General features: G+C 61.3%; 23 protein-coding genes. 16 read left to right on the top strand and 7 right to left on the bottom strand.

Annotation, left to right across the window (positions count from 1 at the left end):
* The first annotated feature begins 141 nt into the window (after positions 1-141).
* On the top strand, positions 142-612 hold the full coding sequence (locus tag ACR0NB_RS06695) for a hypothetical protein (protein ID WP_480775241.1): 471 nt from the start codon (positions 142-144) through the stop codon (positions 610-612).
* 3 nt (positions 613-615) lie between these two features.
* Here ACR0NB_RS06695 and ACR0NB_RS06690 read toward each other — a convergent pair whose 3' ends face one another.
* From ACR0NB_RS06690 to ACR0NB_RS06680, 3 genes are read right to left on the bottom strand one after another with little or no spacing between them, the layout of a single operon-like run.
* Entirely contained in the window at positions 616-1,200 is a 585-nt protein-coding gene (locus ACR0NB_RS06690; protein WP_093961744.1) for a TadE/TadG family type IV pilus assembly protein, read from the bottom strand.
* On the bottom strand, positions 1,187-1,693 hold the full coding sequence (locus ACR0NB_RS06685; RefSeq protein WP_254429306.1) for a TadE/TadG family type IV pilus assembly protein: 507 nt from the start codon (positions 1,691-1,693) through the stop codon (positions 1,187-1,189). Before ACR0NB_RS06685 ends, ACR0NB_RS06690 begins: the two co-directional genes overlap by 14 nt.
* Before the next feature lie 50 nt (positions 1,694-1,743).
* A complete protein-coding gene (locus ACR0NB_RS06680) occupies positions 1,744-3,411 on the bottom strand; it encodes a Tad domain-containing protein (RefSeq protein WP_480775240.1) in 1,668 nt (555 codons plus the stop codon).
* 430 nt (positions 3,412-3,841) lie between these two features.
* Between ACR0NB_RS06680 and ACR0NB_RS06675 the strand changes: the two genes are divergently transcribed.
* The 9 genes from ACR0NB_RS06675 to rpoD all read left to right on the top strand — a co-directional run bounded on the left by ACR0NB_RS06675 (position 3,842) and on the right by rpoD (position 15,909).
* Positions 3,842-5,272 carry a Glu/Leu/Phe/Val family dehydrogenase gene (locus ACR0NB_RS06675; protein WP_480775239.1) on the top strand — a complete coding sequence of 477 codons (1,431 nt, stop codon included), beginning with the start codon at positions 3,842-3,844 and terminating at the stop codon, positions 5,270-5,272.
* 198 nt (positions 5,273-5,470) lie between these two features.
* Positions 5,471-6,271, top strand: a complete 801-nt coding sequence (locus tag ACR0NB_RS06670; protein WP_480753016.1) for a hypothetical protein — start codon at positions 5,471-5,473, stop codon at positions 6,269-6,271.
* 134 nt (positions 6,272-6,405) lie between these two features.
* Positions 6,406-7,659 (top strand): sarcosine oxidase subunit beta family protein, encoded by a 1,254-nt coding sequence (locus tag ACR0NB_RS06665; RefSeq protein WP_480775238.1) that lies wholly within the window; start codon positions 6,406-6,408, stop codon positions 7,657-7,659.
* A 52-nt stretch (positions 7,660-7,711) separates the two neighbouring features.
* Entirely contained in the window at positions 7,712-7,975 is a 264-nt protein-coding gene (locus ACR0NB_RS06660) for a sarcosine oxidase subunit delta (protein WP_170437154.1), read from the top strand.
* Complete coding sequence (locus ACR0NB_RS06655; protein WP_480775237.1) at positions 7,972-10,905, top strand: sarcosine oxidase subunit alpha family protein; 2,934 nt, start codon at positions 7,972-7,974, stop codon at positions 10,903-10,905. The genes ACR0NB_RS06660 and ACR0NB_RS06655 overlap by 4 nt, the downstream gene beginning before the upstream one ends.
* Entirely contained in the window at positions 10,898-11,443 is a 546-nt protein-coding gene (locus ACR0NB_RS06650) for a sarcosine oxidase subunit gamma (RefSeq protein ID WP_480775236.1), read from the top strand. The genes ACR0NB_RS06655 and ACR0NB_RS06650 overlap by 8 nt, the downstream gene beginning before the upstream one ends.
* Positions 11,444-11,476: 33 nt before the next feature.
* Positions 11,477-11,773: a hypothetical protein gene (locus ACR0NB_RS06645; RefSeq protein WP_170357503.1), complete on the top strand. Its 297-nt coding sequence runs from the start codon at positions 11,477-11,479 to the stop codon at positions 11,771-11,773.
* Positions 11,774-11,853: 80 nt separating this feature from the next.
* Complete coding sequence (gene dnaG, locus ACR0NB_RS06640) at positions 11,854-13,806, top strand: DNA primase (protein ID WP_480775235.1); 1,953 nt, start codon at positions 11,854-11,856, stop codon at positions 13,804-13,806.
* A 114-nt stretch (positions 13,807-13,920) separates the two neighbouring features.
* On the top strand, positions 13,921-15,909 hold the full coding sequence (rpoD, locus tag ACR0NB_RS06635; RefSeq protein ID WP_170357505.1) for an RNA polymerase sigma factor RpoD: 1,989 nt from the start codon (positions 13,921-13,923) through the stop codon (positions 15,907-15,909).
* A 187-nt stretch (positions 15,910-16,096) separates the two neighbouring features.
* Here the strand turns inward: rpoD and ACR0NB_RS06630 are convergent, their stop codons facing one another.
* Positions 16,097-17,203, bottom strand: a complete 1,107-nt coding sequence (locus tag ACR0NB_RS06630) for a helix-turn-helix domain-containing protein (protein ID WP_480775234.1) — start codon at positions 17,201-17,203, stop codon at positions 16,097-16,099.
* Positions 17,204-17,528: 325 nt separating this feature from the next.
* Here ACR0NB_RS06630 and ACR0NB_RS06625 point away from each other — a divergent pair, with 325 nt between their 5' ends.
* The 4 genes from ACR0NB_RS06625 (at position 17,529) to ribD (ending at position 20,054) form a co-directional block, all read left to right on the top strand.
* Positions 17,529-17,930, top strand: coding sequence for a hypothetical protein (locus tag ACR0NB_RS06625; RefSeq protein ID WP_480775233.1), 402 nt, complete (start codon positions 17,529-17,531; stop codon positions 17,928-17,930).
* Between the two features lie 22 nt (positions 17,931-17,952).
* Complete coding sequence (locus ACR0NB_RS06620) at positions 17,953-18,366, top strand: secondary thiamine-phosphate synthase enzyme YjbQ (RefSeq protein WP_170357508.1); 414 nt, start codon at positions 17,953-17,955, stop codon at positions 18,364-18,366.
* A 120-nt stretch (positions 18,367-18,486) separates the two neighbouring features.
* The gene (nrdR, locus tag ACR0NB_RS06615; protein ID WP_039534475.1) at positions 18,487-18,957 is read left to right on the top strand and encodes a transcriptional regulator NrdR; all 471 of its coding nucleotides are present in this window, start codon (positions 18,487-18,489) and stop codon (positions 18,955-18,957) included.
* Positions 18,954-20,054 (top strand): bifunctional diaminohydroxyphosphoribosylaminopyrimidine deaminase/5-amino-6-(5-phosphoribosylamino)uracil reductase RibD, encoded by a 1,101-nt coding sequence (gene ribD, locus ACR0NB_RS06610; RefSeq protein WP_170403780.1) that lies wholly within the window; start codon positions 18,954-18,956, stop codon positions 20,052-20,054. Before nrdR ends, ribD begins: the two co-directional genes overlap by 4 nt.
* Positions 20,055-20,063: 9 nt before the next feature.
* Here ribD and ACR0NB_RS06605 read toward each other — a convergent pair whose 3' ends face one another.
* The 3 genes from ACR0NB_RS06605 to ACR0NB_RS06595 form a co-directional block, all read right to left on the bottom strand.
* Positions 20,064-22,064, bottom strand: a complete 2,001-nt coding sequence (locus tag ACR0NB_RS06605) for a capsular polysaccharide biosynthesis protein (protein ID WP_480775232.1) — start codon at positions 22,062-22,064, stop codon at positions 20,064-20,066.
* A gap of 3 nt (positions 22,065-22,067) precedes the next feature.
* Positions 22,068-23,201 carry a polysaccharide biosynthesis/export family protein gene (locus tag ACR0NB_RS06600; protein WP_480775231.1) on the bottom strand — a complete coding sequence of 378 codons (1,134 nt, stop codon included), beginning with the start codon at positions 23,199-23,201 and terminating at the stop codon, positions 22,068-22,070.
* A 92-nt stretch (positions 23,202-23,293) separates the two neighbouring features.
* Positions 23,294-24,592, bottom strand: coding sequence for a capsule biosynthesis protein (locus ACR0NB_RS06595; RefSeq protein ID WP_480775230.1), 1,299 nt, complete (start codon positions 24,590-24,592; stop codon positions 23,294-23,296).
* Between the two features lie 152 nt (positions 24,593-24,744).
* Here ACR0NB_RS06595 and ACR0NB_RS06590 point away from each other — a divergent pair, with 152 nt between their 5' ends.
* Together ACR0NB_RS06590 and ribB are read left to right on the top strand one after the other, a co-directional pair.
* Positions 24,745-25,332: a riboflavin synthase gene (locus tag ACR0NB_RS06590; RefSeq protein WP_170366908.1), complete on the top strand. Its 588-nt coding sequence runs from the start codon at positions 24,745-24,747 to the stop codon at positions 25,330-25,332.
* Positions 25,333-25,448: 116 nt separating this feature from the next.
* Positions 25,449-26,570 (top strand): 3,4-dihydroxy-2-butanone-4-phosphate synthase, encoded by a 1,122-nt coding sequence (gene ribB, locus ACR0NB_RS06585; RefSeq protein ID WP_005983875.1) that lies wholly within the window; start codon positions 25,449-25,451, stop codon positions 26,568-26,570.
* Position 26,571 lies beyond the last annotated feature (1 nt).

The raw sequence follows: 26,571 nt of genomic DNA, 5'->3' as shown, positions 1-26,571 counted from the left end.
GGACCCGTTATCTAATTTTCGCTGAAGTACGGTCAATTCGCGAGAAAGCACTGCCTCTGTGCAAAATTGCGCCGGGTGAGTCTTGGCCTGTTGCTTGACGCTGAAAGCGGGTATGGGGGGCAGGCAAAGGCGGAGTTGGAAATGCAAGAAGACGTACTGGCAACGATTCAGGCTTCATCGGCACGGCGGTGGATGGGCGTGGGAATGCTCGTCACCGTGGGCGCGTTCGTGACATATGTCGCCCTGGCCGCACCGCCCGCGCCGGAATGGCAGCTGTTCCTGTTCGTGGTCGGAGGTGGCGCGCTTTGGCTTGCGCATCGCGTCTGGCATGCGACCGCGGACCGGATCGAGCTGACGCGCACGGAATTGCGGACAGGCAGCGGCAAGCTGATTGCCGAGGTTGGTGAAATCGAAGGGGTGGATCGGGGTGTGTTCGCCTTCAAACCGTCAAACGGCTTTCTGCTGACGACCCGTAGCAAACGGGGCAGGGATTGGGCCCCGGGCCTTTGGTGGCGCGTCGGGCGACGTATTGGCGTCGGCGGCATGACGTCCGCCGCTGAGACCAAGTTCCTGTCAGAAATGCTTTCCGCGATGCTGGCCGAGGCCGAATAGCTCTCAGCACCCGCCCGGTGCGTCGATCTTGTCGTAGACGCGCGGGTGGGTGAATACGAAATTGTCCATGGCAAATTCGTTTTCGCCGTATCCGATGCGGAAGGGACGGCGATAGAAGTCCTTCACTTCGACCAGGATCATCTTGCCGTTGTCCGGCATGATGGGCAGCTTGTCCCGGATTTCGCTGATGGTGCCATCGGTCCACGCCTCAAAGCTTTCGCCGCGAATACAGGACCACTGCACATAGTGCCGGTCATCCGGCAGGTCGAAGCGAAGGAACGAGATGCGCATCGACACGTCGGAGCGGTCCGACATCATCTGCTGCAGCAGGTCATACAGCGTATCCATATAGGTCGCGTTGATGTCATTGCGTTCGCGGGAAATGACGTCGGCGATCGCATAAGACGCCTTGAGATTCCGCGAGCTCTGCTTGTACCCGTCGAAGAACGTATAGGACGCACACATGCCCCAGAAGAGCAAGGGATAGATCATCACGGCCTCGACACTGATCACGCCGGATTCCTTGCGCGAAAACCGTTTCAGATACCGGACAGCCAGCGAGAAGATTGAGCGATCAGGTCGGTTCATAGACAAACACCGTTGTTGCGTGCAGTTCGTACATACCGTTGGGCTTTTTCCGCGCGATGGCGCCCAGAATGGTACCCCACCACAGCGGCTTTACCTCGACGCAGGCGCGGACGATCATCAGTTCGTCCGACGTGCCGGGCTCGAAGATCTGGCTGTTGCGGATCGTTGCCGGGGTATCGATGCAGTAGGGGTTGGGATCCAGCGTGGTCCCAATAAACGGATCGACGCGGGTCATTTCCAGGATCAGGTTTTCCTTGCACTCAGGAATGTAGCCTGCCTTGTCGCAGACGATGTCCTTCAACAGAGTGTGGGTCCAGCCATCCTGAACGTTGGTGGTATACTTGTCGAGGTTGTTCAGGCGAACGTCGCGGATCGTTTCGTCCAGACCACGCTCGAGATTGGCGTGGTTGAAGGCCCCGATTCCGACTTCGACGGCCGAATAGGTCGTCATGATGAAGATGGGGAACCAGAAGACGAACTCGATCGTCGCCATCCCATCTTCTTTCCGCCGGAACGTGCGGAATTGATGAAGCAAACGCTTGATCATTGGGTCAGCCTCAAATTGCGGATGGTCGATCCGATCGATGCAAATACGTCGACGATTTCGTCACCGGTCGCCTCGTAGTAGGCGCCATCATCGCTTTTGCAGTCTTTCAGAAGGGCCTTGCCCTGATCGGGAGCTTCGAAAGCGATAGTGAAGACTACGATGCCATTGGCGCGAGCGGCGGCACACATTGCGCGCGCGCGCGGGTCCTTGGTGCCCGACCCGATCGAAGTGACCGCGTTGTTGTACCAGGTGTTGCCTTTCGTGCTCCCCAGCGCTTCGCGGAACAGGTCGCGGATCGCGCGACGGGTCGTGCGTTCCCAGACCTGAACCCAGGTCAGGTTGACCGATGTCGCGGGGTCGCCATTGTTGTCCAGAACAGTGCGGGTCTCGCTTCTGCTGTAGTCAAAGTTGTAGCAGACGCCGCCGGACCGGTAGGTGCACCGATAGACAGTATACTCGTCGTTGCCATAGGGATCGTCCTGCCAGATCTCGCGACCCCAGTACCAACCCTTGCTGCTGTCCCATTCGGTATAATCGACATCGTGCCAGAAGTACTTCTCGGTCTCGTAGTCATAGGTCGAATAGGTGGACTTTTTGGCATTCCACCACAGAATGGACGCACCCTCACGGTAGGGGTCGTTTACCATGTACTGAGTGGTGTTCGCGCCGTCCGTCATCAACACCAGAACCTTCATCGAGTCGTTGCTGGAGTAGCTGTTGGGACGGGTGGCGAACTCTGCAGGCACTTCATCACCCGCCAGACGTGCGATCACCGGCTGAATGCTTTCGTCAAGCAGGGCAAGACCCCATTTCAGACCGACGTCGATCGACGTGTTTCCGCCGGCAGTAAAGCTTTCGATGTGATCTTTGAGAACCTGCGGATCCTTTTGCAGGACCGAGACCTCACGGTTGGCGAGTTCGTCACAGACTTCGCTGTAGACGTAGCCGTTGCTGGGGCGCCGGTCATAGGTGCTCCACGGCGTGAAATGCAGTGTGCGTTGGCGGATCGTATCGGGGTCCAGCGCGGTGGTGTTGAACTCGCTGCTGGTGAAGTTGATGCAGTTTGCCCGGTTATTGGTGCCGGTCGTGCTGAATTCGTCCATCAGATAGTCGGGCAGCGACACCTGAGTTGCGTAGGGGATGATCGAGATCGACAGCTTCCCGTCCTCGGTCTTGTCCGCCATCTCTTGCACGAAGTTTTTGGCCGCCACTTTTAGGTTGGCCAGGCGATTGTAGCTGTTCATCGAGCCAGAGACGTCGAGAACCAAAGAAATCTCAACGTCATCAATGGCTTCCTCGGCAACGCTGGTTGCCGCGCTCACGATCGAGTCAACATCCCACCACTGCATGAAGTGCATGCCGACATCCATCTGGGCGCTCGCTTCGACCTTGCGGTAGCCTTCGATCGTAACGGCGGTCGCGCCGCAGACATTGGGTTCCACGATCGGGTCACCAACCAGGTACTGGTCCAGGCCTTCCTTCGCGAGGTAGTCGACAACCACGTCCTTGGGGCAAAGGTCCTGATCCAGGTCGGCCGCCGCCAGTACGGCGCGGTCCAGAGCATATTGCAGGCGCGCACGTTCGCGATCGTACCGCATAACGTCCACGGCGAAGCCCGCCGCGGTGAAGATGATCATCAGAAGGAAGAGGGCGAAGATAGTCATCGTCCCGCTTTCCGAGGTCACGAAAGACTCGACGGCGCCCCGGCACCGGTCTGCCTGGCGCGGTTTCTCCGACCGTGTCGATGTCCATTCAAAATTGCGCATAACGAAATCCTTTTGCCGGCCAAAAGCAGCGAAGCCAGTTCTTCGGAACTTAAATAATTTAGATGTGGATCGTGGCGAGAATTGGGCGTGATCGTCACTATGGTGCTCTTTTTGAATGAAAATCGGCGGCAGTCTGGCTGGGAGGGGCATCTTTGTTTCGTTGCTCGGGACAATTTCTGGAAATCGTAAATGTCCGCGACTCGGCTCGGTTGGTCGAAACGCGCTGTTCATAAATTGATGAAAAAAAGTGCAAATCTCGATTGCAGCCGCTTGCCAAGGGTGCGACAAAACGTCATGACGCTCGACGTCAACCGGCATGGAGGATTTTATGACGGCCATCAAGGAACCCAGCTTTCGGGAGAGTGTAGATCTGATGTTCAACAGGGCGGCTGCCCTGATGGATCTTCCACCCGGACTTGAGGAAAAGATCCGGGTCTGCAATGCGACCTACACCGTTCGGTTTGGCGTGCGTCTGCGGGGGCAGATACATACTTTCACCGGCTATCGCTCGGTTCATTCCGAGCATATGGAGCCGGTAAAAGGCGGTATCCGCTATGCGATGGCCGTGAACCAGGACGAGGTCGAGGCGCTTGCTGCGCTGATGACCTACAAGTGCGCTTTGGTCGAGGCTCCGTTTGGCGGGTCCAAGGGCGGCCTGCGTATCGACCCGCGCAAATACGAGGAGCATGAGCTGGAGCAGATCACCCGCCGTTTCGCCTATGAGTTGGCCAAGCGCGACCTGATCAACCCGTCGCAGAACGTCCCGGCCCCTGACATGGGCACCGGCGAGCGTGAAATGGCTTGGATGGCTGACCAGTATGCGCGGATGAACACCACAGACATCAACGCGCGGGCCTGCGTGACCGGCAAGCCGTTGAATGCCGGCGGCATCTCGGGCCGGGTCGAGGCGACGGGGCGTGGCATCCAATACGCGTTGCGCGAGTTCTTCCGCCATCCCGAGGACGTCAAGAAAGCTGGCATGTCAGGCTCGCTGGACGGCAAGCGGGTCATCGTTCAAGGCCTCGGCAACGTGGGTTATCACGCGGCCAAGTTCCTGAGTGAGGAAGACGGCTCTCTGGTTGTGGGCATCATCGAACGTGACGGTGCGATCTATAACCCCGAGGGGATCGACGTCGAAGCGGTTCACCAGTGGATCGTCAAACATGGCGGTGTGAACGGCTACCCGGATGCAACGCACACCGCTGAGGGCACTGCTGTGCTGGAAGAGGAATGTGACATTCTGATCCCGGCCGCGCTGGAGGGCGTGATCAACCTGTCCAATGCCAAGCGCATCAAGGCGCCGTTGATCATCGAGGCCGCGAACGGTCCGGTGACCGCCGGGGCCGACGAAGTGCTGCGCAAGAAAGGCACCGTGATCATTCCAGACATGTATGCGAACGCTGGCGGTGTGACGGTATCGTATTTCGAGTGGGTCAAGAACCTCAGCCACATCCGTTTTGGCCGGATGCAGCGCCGTCAGGAAGAGGCGCGGCACGAGTTGATCGTGAAAGAGCTGGAGCGGTTGGACCGCTATCTTGGCGATGCATGGTCGATGTCTCCGGACTTCAAGGCCAAATACCTCAAAGGCGCGGATGAGCTTGAGCTGGTGCGCTCGGGCCTGGATGACACGATGCGCATCGCCTACCAGGCCATGAGCGAGGTCTGGCACGATCGCGACGACGTCGATGACCTCCGCACCGCGGCTTACATCGTGTCCATTGACCGTGTAGCCAAGAGCTATCGGGCCAAGGGCCTCTAACGTCTCGGAAACCGGGCAATCGGGCTTTGACAAAAAGTCCGGTTGCCGCACATCCTGCGCTGGAGTTCAGGCAGTGAAACCAGCGAGGATCTCATGCAAATTACCCGTTCTGTAGCTTGGGCCGCGGCGATAGGGTCCGCGATCTTGGCGCTTGCGACTGCTGCCATTGCCCAACCCCGGCAGGGATGGACGCCGACTGTGGAAGGGTTGGCTATCTATCAGGGCAGCGCCGATCTTGAGGACGGCGGTGATTTCAGCGCATCGCGTGCATTTCTGCGGGCAGGCGGCATTTACAGCTATGGCGACGGGTCCTTTGTGGGTTTGCTGGCGAGTTTCGGTCAATTCTCATACGATTTCGGGTTGCCCGGAAACCAGCCGTGGGACGACATCCGCGACATTCGCCTGAGCGTTCCATTGCGCTTCACTCTGGACAACGGGGCTGCGGTGATCGTCTCGCCCCAATTGCGATGGGATTACGAGACCGGCGCCAGTGCCTCGGACGGCTTCACCTATGGTGCCTTCGCCGGCATTTCATGGGCGGTGAACCCCAATCTGCGCATCGGCCCGGCATTTGGCGTGTTCTCTGAGGTTGGAACCGATGACCTCGAAGTCTTTCCCGCGCTTCTGGTGGACTGGACCTTTGCCGAGCGCTGGCGTCTGAGCACCGGAAGCGCGCTGGGGGCCACTCAAGGCCCCGGCGTCACGCTGGAATACAAGGCTTCGGAAAGTGTCAGCGTGGGGCTTGCCGTTCGGTCCGAGAGGGTCCGCTTTCAGTTGAACGACAACGGGTTGGCACCGGGCGGCGTGGGCGAGGACAGCAGCATTCCGGTGGTTCTGTCGGTTGAATACGCGCCCAACCCCGGAGTTTCGCTTTCGGCATTTGCGGGTGCCGAGTTTGACGGCGAGTTGCGCCTGGACAACGCAGCAGGGCAAGAGGTCAGCCGGCAGGGCTATGATACCGCTCCGATCGTCGGCTTTGCCTTCCGTCTGCGGTTCTGAGGGCGATTTCGTTTGCGACCGGTTTGGTCGCGCGTTGACAAGTTCTTGTCGAAAACGGATGCGGAGCCCCGAGCTCGGATTGCTACTCCTGTTGGAAGTTGGTTTGATGCCAGCAAACCCGCAGGGAGATCTGAATGCGCTTTTCCGGCTTACGCGTCCTGAAGGAAGGACTGACGGGCAACAAGGGTTGGACGGCGCATTGGCGTGATCCCGAGCCCAAAGCCGAGTACGACATCGTAATCATCGGTGGTGGGGGGCACGGTCTCAGCACCGCGTACTATCTGGCGAAAGAGCACGGGCTGACAAATGTCGCCGTACTGGAAAAAGGTTATATCGGCGGCGGCAATGTGGGGCGCAACACGACGATCGTGCGCGCCAACTATTTTCTGCAAGGAAATTCCGAGTTCTATTCGCATTCCCTCAAGCTGTGGGAGGGGTTGGAAGAGGACCTGAACTACAACGTGATGCACTCGCAGCGGGGCATCATCAACCTGTTCCATTCGGACGGGCAGCGGGACGCAGCCGCGCGGCGGGGCAACATGATGATCAGCCAGGGCGACGATGCCATCCTGCTGGACCGCGATGCGCTGCGCGAGATGCTGCCCTATCTGAACTATGACGATCTGCGCTTTCCCATCTATGGCGGCCTGTATCATCCGCGCGGCGGCACAGCCCGGCATGATGCCGTGGCCTGGGGCTATGCCCGCGGGGCGGACCAGCGCGGGGTGGATCTGATCCAGAATTGCGAGGTCACCGGCATCGACATCGAAAACGGCGCCGTGCGCGGAGTGCAGACGACGCGCGGGGCGATCCGAGCCAATAAGGTGGGGATCGTGGTTGCGGGCCGGTCCAGCCAGGTCGCGGCGATGGCCGGAATGCGGTTGCCGATCGAAAGCCACGTGCTGCAGGCCTTCGTGACCGAGGGGCTGAAGCCTTGCATCGACCACGTCGTGACCTTCGGCATGGGGCATTTCTACATTAGCCAATCCGACAAAGGCGGGCTGGTGTTCGGCGGCGACCTGGATTTCTATGCCTCCTACGCGGCGCGGGGCAATCTGCCCACGGTCGAAAGCGTGATGGAGGCCGGCGTGGCCCTGATGCCGATGATCGGCAAGGCCCGTGTGCTGCGGTCCTGGGGCGGGATCATGGACATGTCGCCGGACGGGTCGCCGATCATCGACCGCACCCATATCGACGGGCTGTACCTGAACTGCGGCTGGAACTACGGCGGGTTCAAGGCGGTTCCGGGCTCGGGCAACGTGTTTGCCCACCTCATGGCCACCGACCGGTACCACGAGAACGCGACAGGGTTCCGGCTGGATCGTTTCCGCACCGGGCGCGGGATCATCGATGAAGAGGGCAAGGGCTCTCAGCACAATCTGCATTAGGGGCGGCCGGGATGTTTCTTTCGAAAATTTGTGAAAGCCAGGAGGCGCGGCCATGAGGATCACCTGCCCGTATTGCGGTGAGCGCGACCGCCGCGAGTTCTACTATCGCGCGGCCGCCGTCGATCTGGACCGGCCCGCCCCGGATGCCGGGCCTGACGCTTGGGACGATTTCGTCTATCTGCGCGACAACCCGGCGGGCGAGACGCGGGATCTGTGGTATCACGAGGGCGGCTGCGGCGCATGGATCGTAGTGACCCGAAACACGCTGACCCACGAAATTTCGGCAATCGAACCTGCGTCCGGGGGCAAGCGATGAGGGTCGCGGGCAGGGGGCTGATCGACCGCGGCACTCCGGTCGAGTTTTCCTTTGACGGAATCCGGTATTCGGGCTTTCAGGGCGATACACTGGCCTCGGCGCTGCTGGCCAATGGCGTGCGCCTGATGGGGCGGTCGTTCAAATATCATCGCCCGCGCGGCGTCCTGACCGCCGGCAGCGAAGAGCCGAACGCGCTGGTCACCATCGGCCGGGGCGCCGCGCAGGACCCGAATGTGCGGGCCACGATGCAAGAGATCTATCCGGGCCTCGAGGCGCGCAGCCAGAACCGCTGGCCCAGCCTGAATTTCGACGTGATGGCGGTGAACGATCTGGCCGCGCCCTTCCTGGGGGCGGGCTTCTACTACAAGACCTTCATGTGGCCCCGCAGCTTTTGGGAGAAGCTGTACGAACCGATGATCCGCCGCGCCGCGGGGTTGGGCGCGCTGTCCGGGCAGGCCAACGCCGACAGGTATGAAAGCGCCTATGCCTTCTGCGACCTGCTGGTGATCGGGGCTGGCCCGGCGGGTTTGATGGCTGCCTTGACGGCCGGCCGGGCCGGGGCGGATGTCATTCTGGCCGATGAAAGCAACCAGATGGGCGGGCGGCTGCTGGCCGAGACGCTCGAGGTGGATGGCAAGCCGGGTCACGTCTGGGCAGACGAGGTTCTGGCCGAGTTGCGTGCGATGGACAATGTGCGGTTGATGACCCGCACGACCGTGGCGGGTGCCTACGACCAGGGCACCTTTGCCGCGCTCGAACGGGTCATGCACCATACGGGCGACTGTGCCGCCGGTGCGCCGCTGGAAGCATATTGGAGGATCGCCGCCCGCCGCTCGGTTCTGGCGGCCGGGGCGCTGGAACGCCCGGTGGCGTTTCGCGACAATGACCGGCCCGGCATCATGACCGCCGGGGCCGTGCGGGCCTATCTGAACCGCTGGGGCGTCGCCGCCGGCCAGAGTGTCACGATCTTCGGCAACACCGATGACATCCACCAGACGGCCCGCGACCTGTTGGCCGCCGGGGTCCACGTTGCCGCCGTGATCGACAGCCGCCATGACGGGCCGGTGTCGACCGACTATCCGGTGCTGCGCGGGGCGCAGGTCTGTGGCAGTTCGGGGCGCAAGGGGCTGGAGTCGATAACCGTGCGCCGCGCCAGCGGAGAAGAGCGCATTCAGACCGACTGCCTGGCGATGACCGGCGGATGGAACCCCTCGGTCCACCTGACCTGCCACATGAACGGGCGACCGTCCTGGCGGCGTGACATTGCCGCTTTCGTGCCCACGCCGGGTGCGGTGCCCGGAATGCGCACGGCCGGGGCCTGCAACGGCGCGTTCTCGACCGCCGCCTGTCTGCGCGAGGGCATTTCGGCTGCGACCCAGGCGCTGGGTGATCTGGGCCTCAAGGCGCCCAAGCCCGAGCCGCCGCAGGCCGAGGATCAGCCCTATGAAATCGCGCAACTGTGGGCGGTGCCGGGCAAGGGCCGCGCGTGGCTGGATTTCCAGAACGACGTGACCGTCAAGGACGTCAAGCAGGCCGCGACCGAGAACTTTCGCTCGGTCGAGCACATGAAGCGTTATACCACGCAAGGCATGGCCACCGATCAGGGCAAGAACTCGAATGTCGCGGCGCTGGCCATTCTTGCAGATGCCACCGGGCGTGCGATTCCCGAGACCGGAACCACCACCTTCCGCCCGCCATACGCGCCGATTGCCATTGCCGCGCTGGGCGCGGGGGCCGAGGGGGCGGGGTTCAAGCCGCAGCGCTTCACCACCTCGCACAAGGCGTCGGTGGCGCGCGGGGCGCCGATGGTCGAGGCGGGGCTGTGGTATCGGCCCAGCTATTTCCCGCAGCCGGGCGAAACCACATGGCGCCAATCCTGCGACCGCGAAGTGCAGATGGTGCGCAAGGCGGTCGGCGTGTGCGATGTCTCGACCCTGGGCAAGATCGACATTCAGGGGCGCGACGCCGCGCAGTTTCTGGATTTCGTCTATACCAACATGTTTTCTACGCTGAAGGTCGGGCGCGTGCGCTATGGGCTGATGCTGCGCGAGGACGGGTTCGTCATGGATGACGGCACCACCGCGCGTCTGGGTGACAGTCATTTCCTGATGACGACCACGACCGCCGCCGCCGGTGACGTGATGAAGCATCTGGAATTCGTGCGTCAGGGTCTGCGGCCCGATTGGGACGTGTCGCTGGTTTCAGTGACGGAACAGTGGGCGCAATTCGCCGTGGCCGGCCCCAAATCGCGCGAGGTGCTGAACGGCGTGCTCGACACCCCGCTGGATGATGCCGCGTGGCCGTTCATGGCCTGCGGTCCTGTTTCGGTTCTGGGGGTGCCAGGGCGTCTCTTCCGGATCTCGTTCTCGGGCGAACACGCCTATGAAATCGCCGTGCCTGCGCGATATGGGGCCAGCCTGTTCGACGTCCTGACCCAACGGGCCGAGACGGTGGGCGGCGGCCTCTATGGGATGGAGGCGCTGAACGTCCTGCGGATCGAGAAGGGGTTCATCACCCATGGCGAAATCCACGGGCGGACCACGGCGTATGACATCGGGATGGGCCGGATGGTGTCGCAGAAAAAGGACTGTATCGGCAAGACCATGTCCGAACGTCCGGGGCTTGAGGAGCCGGGGCGCGAGCGGTTGGTCGGGATCAAACCCATCGGGGAAAGCCGCCAGTTGCTGGCCGGCGCCCATCTGTACAACGAAGAGGCTGCGCCGGTGCGCATCAACGATCAGGGCTATGTGACCTCAGTCTGCTATTCGCCGACGCTGGGCAGCATGCTGGGGCTGGCGTTTCTGGCCGATGGCCCCGACCGTCATGGCGAGATCGTCAAAATGGTCGATCACCTGCGCGGTGTGACCACGCTGTGCGAGGTGACTGACCCGGTGTTCTTTGACCCAGAGGGAGAGCGTGTACGTGGATAAGCTGATTGCCCAGACCCCGTGTGACGGGCTGCTGCCGCTGACCATCGGAACGGTCTCGGTCACCGAGGTCGACCCGGGCGCGATACATGCGGTTTCGGCCTATCAGGGGCAGGCCAAGGTCCTGTCCGAGGCGATGAAGGCGGCGCATGGCATGGCGCTGCCGGCCCCGAACCGCGCCACCGGGAAGTTGGGCGCGCGGGCCATCTGGTTCGGCCCGGGTCAGGTCATGCTGATCGGCCCCTCGCCAGACCCGTCGCTGTCCGCCCACGCCGCGGTCGTCGACCAGTCCGATGCCTGGGCCGTGGTGCGGCTTGAGGGCGACGGGGCCGAGGATGTCCTGGCCCGTCTGGTGCCCGTTGATCTGCGCCCGCAGAACTTCAAACGCGGACATACGGCGCGCACGCTGCTGTTTCACATGACGGCGTCGATCACTCGGGTTGGCGAGAAAGCCTTTCAGATCATGGTATTCCGGTCGATGGCCACATCGTTGGTGCATGATCTGCAGAGGGCAATGGAAGGTGTGGCAGCACGCGGTTAGACTGTTGCAAAGAACTGATTCCAAGGGGACCTTATGCTGCGCATCGCACTTGCCGCCACTCTGCTTGCCACACCGCTGGCTGCCGCTGAAACCAAGGAGCAAAGCTGCCGCTATCAAGCAGACGTTGTGGCGGCGGTACAAAAAGCCCGTCTTGATCGCGTGAAAGAACGGGACGTTCCGGAAGCGGTGGCCGAGGCCGGCCCAACCTGGCCCGAGAACTACAACGCTGCGATCCCGTTGATCACACCATGGGTCTATGAGCAGAAGATGCGCGACATCCGCAAAAAAGACCTTGGCGCCGCCTGGATGGAGCTGTGCCTGCAGCAGTAATCCACAGGGCCGCGAATTGGCTGTGGACAAAGGCCCGCCTCGCCCTTGGCGGGCGGCCCGGTTTCTGCCATGTATGAACCATGTCATTGCCCCCTGGATTTCTGGATGAGCTGCGCACCCGTCTGAGCCTGTCTCAGGTCGTCGGGCGCAAGGTCATGTGGGACAACCGCAAGTCCAATCCGGGCAAGGGCGACATGTGGGCACCATGCCCGTTCCATCACGAAAAAACCGCCTCGTTCCATGTGGATGACCAGAAGGGGTTCTATTACTGCTTCGGATGCCACGCCAAGGGCGACGCGATCAGCTTCGTGAAGGAAACCGAGAACGTCTCGTTCATCGAGGCGGTCGAGATCCTGGCCCGCGAGGCCGGCTTGCCGATGCCCGCGCGCGACCCCAAGGCGCAGGAAAGGCAGGACCATCGGGCGCAATTGGCCGATGTCATGGAGCAGGCGGTGCAGTTCTTCCGCCTGCAACTCAAGACCGGGGCAGGGGCCGAGGCGCGCGCCTATCTGGACCGCCGCGGTCTGGACACTCAGGCGCTGGACCGTTGGGAAATCGGGTTTGCGCCCGATGGCTGGCAGGCGTTGTGGGACCATCTGCGCGGCAAGAACGTGGCCGAGGACCTGATCCTGGGCGCCGGTCTGGCCAAGCCGTCGAACAAGGGCAAAAAGCCCTATGACACCTTCCGCAACCGCATCATGTTCCCGATCCGCGATCCGCGCGGCCGGTGCATCGCGTTCGGCGGGCGGGCGATGGACCTCAATGACAACGCCAAGTATCTGAACTCGCCCGAGACCGCGCTGTTCGACAAGGGACGAAGCCTGTACAACCACGGACCAGCCCGTCAGGCGGCGGGCAAGGGGCAACCGCTGATCGTGGCCGAGGGCTATATGGATGTGATCGCCCTGTCTGAGGCAGGCTTCGGCGCCGCCGTCGCGCCGCTGGGCACCGCGATCACAGAACACCAGTTGCACATGCTGTGGCGTATCGCCGATGAGCCGATCATCGCGCTGGATGGCGACACGGCAGGCCTGCGCGCGGCGATGCGGGCCATCGACCTGGCGCTGCCCCTGCTGGTGGCCGGAAAGTCGCTGCGGTTCGCTCTGATGCCCGAGGGCAAAGACCCCGACGATCTGCTGCGCGCCGAAGGCCCGGAGGCGGTTCAGGCGGTGCTGGACGCGGCCATTCCGATGGTGCGGCTTTTGTGGCGGCGCGAGACCGAGGGCAAGGTGTTCGACAGTCCCGAGCGCAAGGCGGCCCTCGACAAGGCGCTGCGCGAAAAGATCCAACTGATCCGCGATCCCTCGATCCGGTCGCACTACGGGCAGGAAATCAAGGACCTCCGCTGGCAGCTTTTCCGCCCGCAGCGGCAAGGGGCTGGGGCTCGAAACTGGCAGCCGAAAGGCAAATGGCAACCGCCAAAACCGTCGGCAACTCCGGATGCGCGGGCCTCGTTCCTTGCGTCCTCGGAGAATGCGGATATCCAACTGCGTGAAGCGGCAATCCTGGCGATTGCAATCCTGAACCCCGAGGTGGTCGTGCAATTCGAGCACCAACTGGAAGAGATGGAATGCCTGAACCCCGATCACGCGGCCCTGCGCGATGCGATCCTGCGGCACGCGATCGACGATCCCGACAACCTCAAAGAGCACATTGTTCAGTCTTTGGGGCCGGCCCCTCTTGAAAACCTGCTGGCCCTTCGCCATGTCGCTGTAATCCCCTGTGTGCACAAACCGGGCGACGTCGAAAAGGCACAGATGACTCTGGCCGAGGAACTCGCAAAAATCAAAGCGCTCCGGGGGCTGGATGCCGAGATTGCTGAAGCCGAAGAGGAGTTGTCCGAACTGGCGGACGAAGCGTTGACGTTCCGGTTGGCCCAGGCCGCCGAAGAACGCAACCGCGCAAGCCGCAGCCAGAACGAGGACAGGGCCATTTTCGACATTGCGGACAACGGGGCGCGAATCAATCGTGACGAGAAAGACGCGTTTCAGGCGATCATGTCCGGCATCAAGTTCGAGCGGAAACGCCGCTGAAGTGGTGTTTTCATAAAGCACTGGAAAAGAAAAACGGGTAAACGGGTGGCCGAATCACTTCTACGCGCTAATGATTCGGTTCCATCGAATCACCCATCCCTGCAGGAGCACTGAATGGCCGCCAAGGATACCAACGAGGAACGGAAGTCCGACGACCAGGAACAGGAAATCTCGCTGGACATGAGCCAGGCCCAGGTCAAGAAGATGATCGCCGAGGCTCGCGAGAAAGGCTACATCACTTACGATCAGCTCAACCAGGTCCTGCCGCCGGATCAGGTCAGTTCGGAACAGATCGAGGACGTGATGTCGATGCTGTCCGAGATGGGCATCAACATCATCGAAGACGAAGAGGCCGAAGAGGAAGAGCAGAAGGGCTCGACCGATCTGGTCACCACCGACAGCAACCGTGAGGTTGCGCTGGCCGGTGCGCAAACCGAAAAGCTGGACCGGACCGATGACCCGGTGCGCATGTATCTGCGCGAGATGGGGTCGGTCGAACTGCTGAGCCGCGAGGGCGAAATCGCCATCGCGAAACGGATCGAAGCCGGTCGCAACACCATGATCCTCGGGCTTTGCGAAAGCCCGCTGACCTTCCAGGCGATCTCGATCTGGCATGACGAACTGTTGTCCGAGGACATCCTGCTGCGCGATGTCATCGATCTGGAAGCGACGTTCGGCAATCAGATGGACGAGGATGGCGACGTAGAAGAGCCGGTGGTGGATACTTCGGCTGTCACGGCCGCCAAGCCCGCCAAGGACACGGGTCCCGAACTGGATGCTGACGGCAACCCGATTGCCAACGACGATGACGATGATGAAGACGATCAGGCGAACATGTCTTTGGCCGCGATGGAAGCGGCACTGAAAGATCAGGTTCTGACTCAGCTTGAGCGGATCTCGACGGATTTCGCAAAGCTCTCGGAGATGCAGGACAGCCGGATATCGGCAACTCTGAACGAGGATGGGTCGTTCAGCGACAAGGATGAGCAGACCTATCAAAAGCTGCGCGCCGAGATCGTTGAACTGGTGAATGGCCTGCATCTGCATAACAACCGGATCGAAGCCCTGATCGATCAGTTGTACGGCATCAACAAAAGGGTGATGTCGCTGGACAGCGCCATGGTGAAGCTGGCCGACCAGGCCCGCATCAACCGCCGTGAGTTCATTGACGAGTATCGCGGTCGTGAACTTGATCCCAACTGGCTGTCCGACATGGCTCAAAAGCCGGGCCGGGGCTGGCAAATGTTCATCGAACGCTCGTCGGACAAGGTCGAGGAACTTCGCAACGACATGGCGCAGATCGGTCAGTATGTCGGTCTGGACATCAGCGAATTCCGCCGCATCGTGCAGCAGGTCCAGAAGGGCGAGAAAGAGGCGCGTCAGGCCAAGAAGGAAATGGTCGAGGCCAACCTGCGCCTGGTGATTTCGATCGCCAAGAAATACACGAACCGTGGCCTGCAATTCCTTGATCTCATTCAGGAAGGCAACATCGGCCTGATGAAGGCGGTGGACAAGTTCGAATACCGCCGTGGCTACAAGTTCTCGACCTATGCGACCTGGTGGATTCGTCAGGCGATCACGCGCTCGATCGCGGATCAGGCGCGCACCATCCGTATTCCGGTGCACATGATCGAGACGATCAACAAGCTGGTCCGCACCGGCCGCCAGATGCTGCACGAGATCGGTCGCGAGCCGACGCCGGAAGAACTGGCCGAAAAGCTGCAGATGCCGCTGGAAAAGGTCCGCAAGGTGATGAAGATCGCCAAGGAGCCGATTTCTCTGGAAACCCCGATCGGGGACGAGGAAGACAGCCAACTGGGCGATTTCATCGAGGACAAGAATGCCGTGCTGCCGCTGGACAGCGCCATTCAGGAAAACCTCAAGGAAACCACCACGCGTGTACTGGCCTCGCTCACCCCGCGCGAGGAGCGGGTTCTGCGGATGCGTTTCGGCATCGGCATGAACACCGACCACACGCTGGAAGAGGTTGGTCAGCAGTTCAGCGTGACGCGCGAACGTATCCGGCAGATCGAAGCCAAGGCCCTGCGCAAGCTGAAACATCCCAGCCGAAGCCGAAAGCTGCGGTCCTTCCTGGATCAGTGATCAAAAAGGCGCCTCGACCGAGGCGCCTTTTTTCATTTGCACGGCGGTTTGGTTCACGCTGACCAAACGTGAATTCAATTTGGCGGGAATTCGCAAGTGGTCAGAGCCTTCGCGGACCATATCGCTAGCGTCCACTCATGGGACAGGTCGGGGCGAGGCGGCAACGCTGATGACCCCCGGCCGCTTGTCAGGCAAGCTTTCTGCGCCGGGACTGATCCTTGAACGCGCTGGGTGATTGCCCGGTCCAGCGTTTGAAGGCAGTCGAAAATGCCGCCTGGTCTGCGTAGCCAAGGCTGTACGAGATCTCAGATAGCCCCATGTCGTTCTTCAGAAACGTTCTGGCGAGGTCGCAGCGCAGGTCGTCGACTATTTCGCGAAAGCTGGTGCCTTCCTCGGTCAGGCGTCGACCGAATGTCCGCGGGCTCATGCCCAGATCCTTGGCAACCTGTTCGGCGCGGGCGATGGCCCCGGGAAGAGATTGGGTGATCCGCCCTTCGACCCGCGACCGAAGAGTCTGTTTTTCATCACTGTTTTCATGCAGCAGACGGTCACCATATTCCATCAGGTGCTGTCGCAAGCTGGGGTCGTAGGTCGGGACAGGCACGTCGAGCGTTGATTGCGGCAAAATGATCTCGAGCTTTTCCGCGCCAAACACCACCGGGAATTTACCGAGTTTGGAATAGTCTTCCTCTCGCGCGCCTACCTTGTGCTGAAACCGTAGTTCGATCGGTTGGATCGGGATCCCCGTCAGAGCACGCAGGCGGGCAATGCAGGCAAACATGAGGAACTCGGTTCGCCGGTGGTACCGCGAAAAGCTTGGGTCCTTCCACCTGGCCTCGATGGTTGTCGAATTTCCGGACTCATGCAGCCTCACGGCGATGGCCGGATCAATCAGCCGGTGGAAGTGGTTGGCGTTCTCCAGTACCTGCCGGAGATCCCGGGAATACTTGCTGATATAAGCGGTCAGGCTAGAAGTTGCGCTGAACTGCAAGCCCGTTCGCGCGCCGAACAGGATGTCGTTGAGTTCATCGCAAGCGTGGCGGGCAAACAAGGCCTCGCTATGGGCACTGTACAACTTTGCAGGCGGCGCGAGGTCTTGCGCACTCAGCCCGCTTTTGGCGAGGACTCGAACGACCGTATCAGTATTCCCTGCCTGATCCTGCAACGCGGACGCCAGCAGCTGAATTCTGGCGATATCGACTTGCATGCCACGCTCCGGAACCCACTGAATTGGCCGGATTATGTAGCGAATTTTGTCATTTGCATAGTTTTTGTGAGGTGACCGTTTCCACACAGGGTCAGACACGGCGCACTTACGTGCACCGGAAATGGCTTCAGATCACAAAGACGTGGCCGGGCAAAGAAAGACTCGATGGTACGGCCGTCATAGATCAGCCGCGTGCCGGGTCAGTCCCGTGGGGATCGGGCAGAGCCGAAGGATTTGGTCACACCAACCGATCTGTGGCTCCCCGGCACACATTGAATGCATGTCCCAGTTCCCCGGACGCAAGGCACCACTCGCGTGCGCACTGTTCCTGAAATCATCGTGAACGACGCTGTTCTGGGCTTGGTGAAAAACTAGGCTATGATGCGTGTCGAAATCAGGGAAGATATTTGCAATGAAACATATTCTGACATTCGCCGCGTTGGCGGCAATGGTTGCAGCCGCTCCGGTCGAGACTGACGCCGCCCCGAACGGGTACCGGACCGAGCCGATGAACAGCACCGATTTTGAGGTCATCCCCCGCGCCCGGCAGGACGTTGATGGGTATTGGTGCGCGGCGGCGGATTTTGCTCGGCGCAAACTGGGGGCCGGCTGGCAGCAGCGGATTTACGTTTTGCGCGGCTATGGGCCCAGTGTGACAACCGGGCGTCGGACCGCCGTGCAGTTTTCCATCAAACCGCCGACAGGCGGCGTGCCACAGCAACCCAGCGTAGTGGTTTCGGGATTTCAACCGGGCTATAGCATGTCGGTCCAAGGTGCGAATGCCCGGTGCAACGTGCGGCCCTTCTTCAACTGACGCGAAAAGGGCCACCCGGTTGATGCAGGCCGAATTTACCATCGAAACCCGAGGGCAGGGGCTGTACGAGTTCACCTCCGACATCCGTGACTGGCTGTCCTCAATTGGGGCCGACGGATTGCTGACGTTGTTCGTCCGCCACACATCCTGTTCACTCTTGATACAGGAAAACGCGGATCCCGAGGTTCAGACGGACCTGCAGGCATTTTTCTCGCGGCTGGTTCCGCCCACAGATCATCCGTCGATGTCTTATCTGAAACATACGTATGAAGGGCCCGATGACATGCCGGCCCATATCAAGGCGGCTATGATGCCGGTCTCGCTTTCGATCCCGGTCCGACGTGGGCAACCTGCCTTGGGAACATGGCAGGGTATCTACCTGTTCGAACACCGGACCGCGCCCCATGTTCGCCGAGTTGCGGCGCATTTTGGGTGACCCTGTATATAGCGGTTGAAATTTCCGACTACCCAAACTCTAGCGGCTGCCCTATAGTTGTGGATAAGTTGGCCACAGCGCTGACAAAAAGAGGCGGAACAAGGGACGAGGAGACGGCGGATGCGCTGCCCGTTTTGCGGAAATATCGATACTCAGGTCAAGGACTCACGTCCGGCAGAAGATCACGTGGCCATCCGCAGGCGTCGGTTCTGCCCCGCATGCGGGGGCCGTTTCACCACCTATGAGCGGGTCCAGTTGCGCGACCTCGTGGTTATCAAGACAAATGGCAAACGCGAGGATTTCGACCGGGACAAACTGGAACGGTCAATCCGAATTTCGATGCAGAAGCGCCCGATTGATCCGGACCGCATCGACCAGATGATATCCGGCATCGTGCGGCGCTTGGAAAGCATGGGTGAGACCGACATTCCGTCCAACAAGATCGGCGAGATCGTCATGGAAGCTCTGGCGCGGATCGACACCGTCGCCTATGTTCGCTTTGCGAGCGTATACAAGAATTTCCAGGCGGCCGATGATTTCGAGGAGTTCGTCCACGAACTGCGCCCGCCGCAGCCATCGACTGACGAGTGACCGAAACAGACAAGCGAAACATGGCGCTGGCCCTGTCCTTGGGGCGGCGCGGACAAGGATCTTGCTGGCCCAACCCCGCGGTCGGATGCGTTCTGGTGAAAAACGGCCGGATCGTCGGGCGCGGGTGGACGCAGCCCGGCGGTCGCCCTCATGCGGAAACCGAGGCTCTGGCCCAGGCCTGCGAACAGGCGCGTGGCGCGACCGCTTATGTCTCGCTGGAGCCATGTTCGCATCACGGCAAAACGCCACCTTGTGCCCAGGCTTTGATCGACGCCGGAGTGGCCCGTGTGGTTTCGGCGATCGAGGACAGCGATCCGCGCGTCGCGGGGCAGGGTTTTGCCATGTTGCGCGATGCCGGGATTGAGGTCACGACCGGGGTTCTGAGCGATCAGGCGGCAATGGATCACGCGGGCTTTTTCATGAAGACCGAGCAAGGCCGACCCTTCGTGACGCTGAAACTTGCCAGCAGCTTTGATGGACGGATCGCAACCGAGACCGGGCAGAGCAAGTGGATCACCGGCCCCGAGGCCCGCCGGGCGGTGCATGCCATGCGTGCGCGGCACGATGCGGTGATGGTCGGCGCGGGCACCGCGCGGGCCGACGATCCTTCGCTGACGGTTCGTGATCTGGGTATTGACCGGCAACCCGTGCGTGTCGTGGTTTCACGTCACCTTGAATTGCCTTTGCTCAGCCAGTTGGCCCGAACTGCTTCTGATATTCCCGTTTGGCTGTGCCATGGCCCGTCGCCCGACCCCGAGCGTGCCGCGGCGTGGCAGGGACTGGGCGCGCGGCTGATATCCTGCGCGTTGCAGGATCACCGGATCGATGCTGCTGATATGCTCCACCAATTGGGGCAGGCCGGTCTGACCCGGGTGTTCTGCGAGGGGGGCTCAGCATTGGCTGCGTCCCTGCTGGCAAATGATCTGGTCGACGAGTTGGTCGGTTTCAGCGCGGGCTTGGCCATCGGGGCCGAAGGCTTGCCTGCCATTGGCGCCATGGGGCTTGAGGAACTGGGCGACGCGCCTCGCTTTGCGCTGGTCGAAACCCGGGACTTGGGTGGCGATGTTCTGCATGTCTGGCGCAGGCCGGTCCGCTAGCGGCGAGCCCTAGCGCCACAGGTTCGCATGTGTCGCAAAAGCCCCCTGAAGCTTGGCCAGCAGCCGGATTGCCGGCCCAGCAGGTGCAATCGGGCCATGCGTCAAACGGTCTGCGACAACCTCCGCCGGGCAGGTATCGCGAGTGACTGGATCGAAATATCGTGGATAGTCGATGAGCGTGGCGTAGGCCAGGCCCAGCACCGTTGGTCGCGCGCCTCGTCGGGCCGGGACCGATCCGAGGTCGGTCGTCAGACCCCAGCCGGCGTAGAACGGGGCCCCAAGCGTAGTGACCTTTATCCCGCGCAACAAAGCCTCGAACCCAAGCAGTGAGGTCATTGTCCAGACCTCATGGACCTCTGGCAGAACCAGTGCCGGGTCGACCTCGTGGAGGACGACATCGGCCAAACCCTGGGCGTCTATTCGACCGTCCCGAAGCCCGGCCTCAACATCCGGATGCGGTTTGTAGATCAGAACTGCGTCGGGATTGGCCGCGCGAACGGTGCTCAGCAACTCGAGATTTGTGCGGACCGTGCTGGTGCCCAACCGGATCGAGGCGTCGTCCTCTACCTGGCCAGGTACAAGAATCCGGTGCCCGTCCGGCAAAGGGGGGCAACTGCCGCCCGTATTGTATTTGCTTAGTCCCGCCGCGGTGAGTTGGGTCACCAGCCGGCGTATCCGTATCTCCTGATCGGGTCGCAACTCTTCGCGTGCGGTGATCAGTTCTTCCAGACGGCTGGGTCGGGTGGGGTCGTAGTAAATCCCAAGCTCGTCGGTCACCAGCGAAAGCGGCGGCACAAGGTTGGCCCCCAACCCGCGCGAGCGCAGAAAACCGTCTTCGACGCGGACCACATCTTCGGCGTCCAGATCACGATTGCCCCAAACCATATGGGACCGATCGGTCGCCAAGGGTCGTTCCGGCACGAAACGGACTTTTTTCCACTTCCCGAAGGTTTGCTGAATATGCCTGCGTTTCCACAAGCGCATTCCAGACGCTGTCCAGCCGTGCCTGTCCTGTCGCCAAGCGCGGCTCTGGGCTTCAAGCGTATCCAGCACCGTTTCCAGCTCACACAGCTGGTCGCGATAGGGATCGTACCACGTCGGGTACAGTATCATGGCGGCAGCGAATAGTTGGGCGCGAGTCAGATTGCGCTGACGGCGCGGCAGAGGCATCTCGTCCTGTGTCAGACCCCACCCGGCATAGAAGGGTTGCCCAAAAACCCTAGGTTTGTGACCGGCCAGAATGGCCTCAAACCCCAGTTGCGAGGACAGGGTATAGACCCCAATCGCGCCTTCCAGCAACGACCAGGGGCTGATCTGATCCGCCAACAGGGAGACACGGTCAGTTTCGTCATCCTCCGAGAAAAAACCGCGCCGATGGCCCTGCAGCGTTTCTGGGTGGGTCTTAATGATCACGCGCGCGCCGGGGTTTTCCTCTTGGGCCATGATCAGCATTTCGAGAAACCGCGCCGGGTCGCCCCGGCTTGCCGTAACCGCCGCATCGCCCTGTATCTGATCGACAACCAGTACATAGCCCGGATCCGGGGGTGCGATATCCGGGTCGCAGGCCGAATACTTGCTCAGGTGCGACTCCTTCAGCCGTGCGATCGCGCCGCGCGCCCGATCCAGCAGGGCGGTGTCATCCAGCGGATGCGTGGCCAGCAGAGTTTCGAGGTCCGACGGCTGTGACGGATCGAAATGCATCGCACGTCGTTCCAGAAGCAGGCCCAGCGGCGGCTCGTGATCGCGTCCCGGCAGCAAGGATCGCAGGAAGGAATCCTCGACCCGCAACAGCGGGATATTCCGGTCCTTCGCAACTCGAATTCCGCGGTGCGCGGTCGGGCTTTCGCCCCAGATGCCCACCATGTCGCCCGAACGCGGAAGCCCAACGCGAATGTCGAATCCTGCCAGCGACAGGATGCGTCGGACCCTGCGTTGGGTCAGAAACCCGCCATTGTAGACATACAGGCGCGTTCGATCCTCGGCGTCCGCAGTGTCGGCGCCGGGATTCATGCCTCAGTTTCCGGTCAGCGTGGCGACGTTTGCAACGGGTGTCAGACCACCGGCAATCAGCGAAATCGACTTGGTCCACTGTGCATAGGGGGCTTCGGTCACGTAAATCGTGTCGTCGTCGCGGATCACGAAATCACGTGCTACAAACAGACCGTTGGGCGCCGTGAGGTTCAGCAGGTAGATCACGCGTTGTTCGCCCTGAAGGTTCGGCTGGCCCAGCACTTTGCGTGCGATAGCTTCACGTTCGTCCCTCAGAACGAAGATCCCTGTGGGATCTGAGGACAGCGATTGCAAGCCGCCGACCTGCGCCAGTGCTTCCAGCGCGGACAGATCCTGACTGTCGAAGGCGACCCGGGATTGCCCACCCGTGGCCCCCAGCGCGATATACGACCGGGTGTCCTGTTCGACCAGGATGCGATCACCGCCACGCAGTGCGATGTCGGTTTCAGGATTGCGGAACAGATCGTCATACCACACGGTGCCACGCTGATTGCCGCGGATCACCGTGACCAGCGCAATATCCGGGGCGACCGCCACGCCGCCGGCCCTGGCAAGCATCGTCGAAAGCGTGCGGGTCGGGCGCTCGATCGGGTAGATGCCAGAGGCACCGATCGTACCGGTTACCGAGACCGTCGCACCGTCACCCGCCACGCGGCGGATCTGAACCTGCGGATCAGGCGTCTGCTCGCGCAGCTTTTCCGCAATCAGCGAGCGTAGCTGCTCGGGCGTGTTGCCCGAGGCGCGCAAGCGGCCGGCATAGGGCACGAAAATAAAGCCTTCGCTGTCGACCTGAACCTCATCGAGATTGGTCGATGGGCCGGTTTCACCAGCCAGCAGACCGTCGTCGACGTTTTCCCAGATGGTCAGGCCAAGCACGTCGCCGGGACGAATGGTGTCGGATGTTACGCTTTGTGCTGACCGGAAGGCAGGGGGAAAGCCAAACTGTGGAACCGCAGAGGTGACGTGGGCCACCCGGTCATCAACTTCGACCACGTGGGCGTTGCCGCCATTGACTGTCGAGCCCGCCAGAATTTCGGTTTTGTTCGGCCCTGCCTTGGGCAGTTGGCACGCTGTCAGTAGGCCAATGGCTGCAACAAGGGACAACCCTCGTATCCATCGAGTAGGGAAACGCTGCACTGCCGAAATACCTCGAGTTTCGTATGTAGTCTTTTGGTTTGCGGTCAAACTAGCGGTTTCATACTTCAAGTTCCAGCCAGCGAAGCACCGTGTCATTCAACGATTTTCAACTGTGGCGTGATGGTCGCGATTCCGGTCAGCGCGGCCTGATAAGGGTCGCGAGCCTGCAGCATCATGTCAGCAACCCGCCGCAGCAATTGGCGCCGTCCGCCGCGCGAGTAATACCCGCCCGGCACCTGGCTGGTTTCCAACAGGAATTGGCGGTATGCTCGATAGGCTTCCGTGTCCGGTTTTTGCGGGTGCCTGAAAAATTCGTCAATCGGTTGATGCGAGACCAGTTCAGGCTTGTCGTAGACCGACTTGCCGAAGATACGCAGAGGGATGCCGCGCCACAGAGCCTGCTGTCCGGCGGTGGAGTTGATGGTCAGGGCCGAGCTCGCGTGATCCAGAAGGCGCGCCAGCTTTCCCCCTGGCACGTAATGCACGCGATCCGAAATGCCCAGTTCGCGCGCAAGTGCTTGGACGCGTCTTCTTAGCGGCTCGCGCTGGTTCTCAAGGGGATGTTCCTTGATGACCAGGCGGTGGTGGGACGGAGCGCCCTTGGCGAACCCCTCCATCACCGGGGTGATGAAATCGGCCATGCATGAAAAGTCTGAATGCGCCTGGACCGAACTGTCGTGCCCCAGTTGCAGCAGCACCAGATGATAGGGGAACCCGCCGCGCCTTACGCGCCAGGTGGCGAGAACGCGCTGCAGTCGATGGATCGGCATACGCGCCAAACGTTTGAAATACAGTTTGAATTCCTTTGAGACAGGCACTTCTCGGTGCGGGCGGAAATTACGGTACCCACGGTTCGCACACAGAACGAACCAGTGGTACAGTGCGCCGTAGAAAATGTGTTGCCGCATATCCCCCCAATGTGACGGGGGTGGGGGCGTTTTGGCGCCCGAGCTTTGCAACGCTTGCTGCATCTGGGCGATTTCCAGATCCATCAGGCGAGAATGTCCGTTTGACCCATTGCGTTCATAGGTGACCCACCAAGGTCGAAGGTACCCTTCCTCGAACACATGAACACGGATGCCGTGGCTTCGCGCCGTACGGATCGCGTCGGCGTGCACCGGGCGAACATCGCCATAAAGCACGATGTCGGTTACACCGCGCGACAGGATGATGTTCGTCAGGCTTTCCGGCCAGTTTTCTAGCCCGCCGCGATAGGGGATATAGCTGGCGCGATCGAACCAAAAGGCCTGGTCCCCGGCGTTGAACCCGACACGCCACACCTGCGCGCCAGCCGCGCGCAACATGCGACCCAGGCCGCTGAAGAACGGCCCATGCGGCCCCTGCAGAAACAGGAATACGCGACTGTCGGAGTTGTCCTTCGGTTGCCTCATGCCAGATGCTCGAATTCTGGTTGCCCGTGTTTTATTGAACAAACTATGCCTTTTTGCGGCCAGCCGGGCAAGGCAGGGCTTGCTCCGCCCGCCACTTGGCCTTACCTCGGCGTGGATTGCATGGCACAGCTTAGGCGCAGAGGGTTAACGGAATGTTTACTGGGATCGTCACCGATATCGGCACAATTATCGAGTTGGAGCAGCAGGGCGATCTGCGTGCACGCATCCGGACAGGCTATGATACATCCGGCATAGATATTGGTGCGTCGATCGCCAGCGACGGGGTTTGCCTGACAGTCATCGCGCTGGGTGATGACTGGTACGATGTTCAGATCAGCGCCGAGACCGTTTCCAAAACCAATCTGGACGGCTGGAAGTTGGGCTCAAGGGTCAACCTTGAACGGGCCTTGAAGGTGGGTGACGAATTGGGTGGCCATATCGTATCGGGACACGTGGATGGCGTCGCAGAGATCGTCGCGATGGCCGAAGAAGGTGACAGCACCCGCGTGACCCTGCGCGCGCCCAACGATTTGGCGCGCTTCATCGCGCCAAAGGGCTCGGTTGCTCTGAACGGCACTTCGCTTACGGTCAACGATGTCGACGGGTGCGATTTCGGGATCAACTTCATTCCTCATACCAAAGAGGTGACGACCTGGGGCGCGGCCAAGGTCGGAGATCGGGTCAATCTGGAAATCGACACGCTGGCCCGGTATGTGGCCCGATTGGCCGAAGTTTCGTGATCGCCAGCAAAGAAATTGCGTCGCGTTAGGTACGGCCCACTTCGTTTGCGGACTGGCCTTTGCGCGCGCGCTGGTCTATCCCGCGATGCAACACCTGCTCTGTGAAAGGCTGCCCCATGAGCTTTGAAACACCCGGACCGGTCGAGGCCCAGCTGCGCGACGCGATCAGCCCGATCGAAGAGATCATCGAAGAGGCGCGCCAAGGCCGGATGTATATCCTGGTTGATCACGAGGATCGCGAGAACGAAGGTGACCTGGTGATCCCGGCGGAATTCGCCGATGCCGAGGCCATCAATTTCATGGCCACCCATGGCCGCGGGCTGATCTGCCTGCCGATGACGGCCGAGCGGATCGACCGTCTGGGCCTGCCGATGATGGCCGTGAACAACTCGTCGCGGCACGAAACCGCCTTTACCGTTTCGATCGAGGCGCGCGAAGGCGTCAGCACCGGGATCTCGGCCGCCGACCGGGCGCTGACCATCGCCACCGCGATCAACGAGCAGAACACCATGGCGCATCTGGCCACGCCCGGCCATGTCTTTCCGCTGCGCGCCAAGCGGGGCGGGGTGCTTGTGCGTGCCGGCCACACCGAGGCCGCCGTGGACATTTCGCGCCTGGCCGGGCTGAACCCCTCGGGCGTGATCTGCGAGATCATGAAGCCCGACGGCACCATGGCACGACTGCCCGATCTGGTCGAATTCGCCAAGGAGCATGGGCTGAAGATCGGCACCATCAGCGACCTGATCTCGTACCGCGCGCGCCACGACAATCTTGTGGTCGAGACCGCGCGCCGGATGGTCACGTCGGAATATGGCGGCGAGTGGGAGATGCGGATCTTCACCGATCAGACCCACGGGATCGAACATGTGGTGATGATCAAGGGCGACATCAGCACGCCCGAGCCCGTCCTGACCCGCACCCATGCGTTGCACGAGGCCTCGGACATTCTGGGCCTTGGTCCGAAGTCGCCGCAGGAACTGCCGCGCGCGATGGAAAAGATCGCCGCCGAGGGGCGTGGCGTGGTCTGCCTGTTCCGCAACCCGCGCAACTCGCTGTACGCGGCCGAGGACGAAGGCCCGCGCACCATCAAGCAAACCGGTCTGGGCGCGCAGATCCTGTCCAAGATGGGCATCAAGGAACTGGTGCTGCTGACCGACTCGCCGCAGACGAAATACCTGGGTCTGGACGCCTTTGGCCTGTCCATCGTCGGGACCCGCTCGATTCTCAAGGATGACTGAG

The sequence above is a fragment of the Ruegeria sp. CG3 genome, assembly GCF_056537205.1.
The sequence above is the reverse complement of the archived record's forward strand: the minus strand, read 5'-3'. Positions and strand labels throughout refer to the sequence as shown.

Bases quoted from the DNA above. Each gene is read 5' to 3' on its own strand.
- ACR0NB_RS06695 (WP_480775241.1), top strand. From the start codon at position 142: ATGCAAGAAGACGTACTGGCAACGATTCAGGCTTCATCGGCACGGCGG.
- ACR0NB_RS06690 (WP_093961744.1), bottom strand. From the start codon at position 1,200: ATGAACCGACCTGATCGCTCAATCTTCTCGCTGGCTGTCCGGTATCTG.
- ACR0NB_RS06685 (WP_254429306.1), bottom strand. From the start codon at position 1,693: ATGGCGACGATCGAGTTCGTCTTCTGGTTCCCCATCTTCATCATGACG.
- ACR0NB_RS06680 (WP_480775240.1), bottom strand. From the start codon at position 3,411: ATGACTATCTTCGCCCTCTTCCTTCTGATGATCATCTTCACCGCGGCG.
- ACR0NB_RS06675 (WP_480775239.1), top strand. From the start codon at position 3,842: ATGACGGCCATCAAGGAACCCAGCTTTCGGGAGAGTGTAGATCTGATG.
- ACR0NB_RS06665 (WP_480775238.1), top strand. From the start codon at position 6,406: ATGCGCTTTTCCGGCTTACGCGTCCTGAAGGAAGGACTGACGGGCAAC.
- ACR0NB_RS06660 (WP_170437154.1), top strand. From the start codon at position 7,712: ATGAGGATCACCTGCCCGTATTGCGGTGAGCGCGACCGCCGCGAGTTC.
- ACR0NB_RS06655 (WP_480775237.1), top strand. From the start codon at position 7,972: ATGAGGGTCGCGGGCAGGGGGCTGATCGACCGCGGCACTCCGGTCGAG.
- ACR0NB_RS06645 (WP_170357503.1), top strand. From the start codon at position 11,477: ATGCTGCGCATCGCACTTGCCGCCACTCTGCTTGCCACACCGCTGGCT.
- dnaG (WP_480775235.1), top strand. From the start codon at position 11,854: ATGTCATTGCCCCCTGGATTTCTGGATGAGCTGCGCACCCGTCTGAGC.
- rpoD (WP_170357505.1), top strand. From the start codon at position 13,921: ATGGCCGCCAAGGATACCAACGAGGAACGGAAGTCCGACGACCAGGAA.
- ACR0NB_RS06625 (WP_480775233.1), top strand. From the start codon at position 17,529: ATGAAACATATTCTGACATTCGCCGCGTTGGCGGCAATGGTTGCAGCC.
- ACR0NB_RS06620 (WP_170357508.1), top strand. From the start codon at position 17,953: ATGCAGGCCGAATTTACCATCGAAACCCGAGGGCAGGGGCTGTACGAG.
- nrdR (WP_039534475.1), top strand. From the start codon at position 18,487: ATGCGCTGCCCGTTTTGCGGAAATATCGATACTCAGGTCAAGGACTCA.
- ACR0NB_RS06605 (WP_480775232.1), bottom strand. From the start codon at position 22,064: ATGAATCCCGGCGCCGACACTGCGGACGCCGAGGATCGAACGCGCCTG.
- ACR0NB_RS06595 (WP_480775230.1), bottom strand. From the start codon at position 24,592: ATGAGGCAACCGAAGGACAACTCCGACAGTCGCGTATTCCTGTTTCTG.
- ACR0NB_RS06590 (WP_170366908.1), top strand. From the start codon at position 24,745: ATGTTTACTGGGATCGTCACCGATATCGGCACAATTATCGAGTTGGAG.
- ribB (WP_005983875.1), top strand. From the start codon at position 25,449: ATGAGCTTTGAAACACCCGGACCGGTCGAGGCCCAGCTGCGCGACGCG.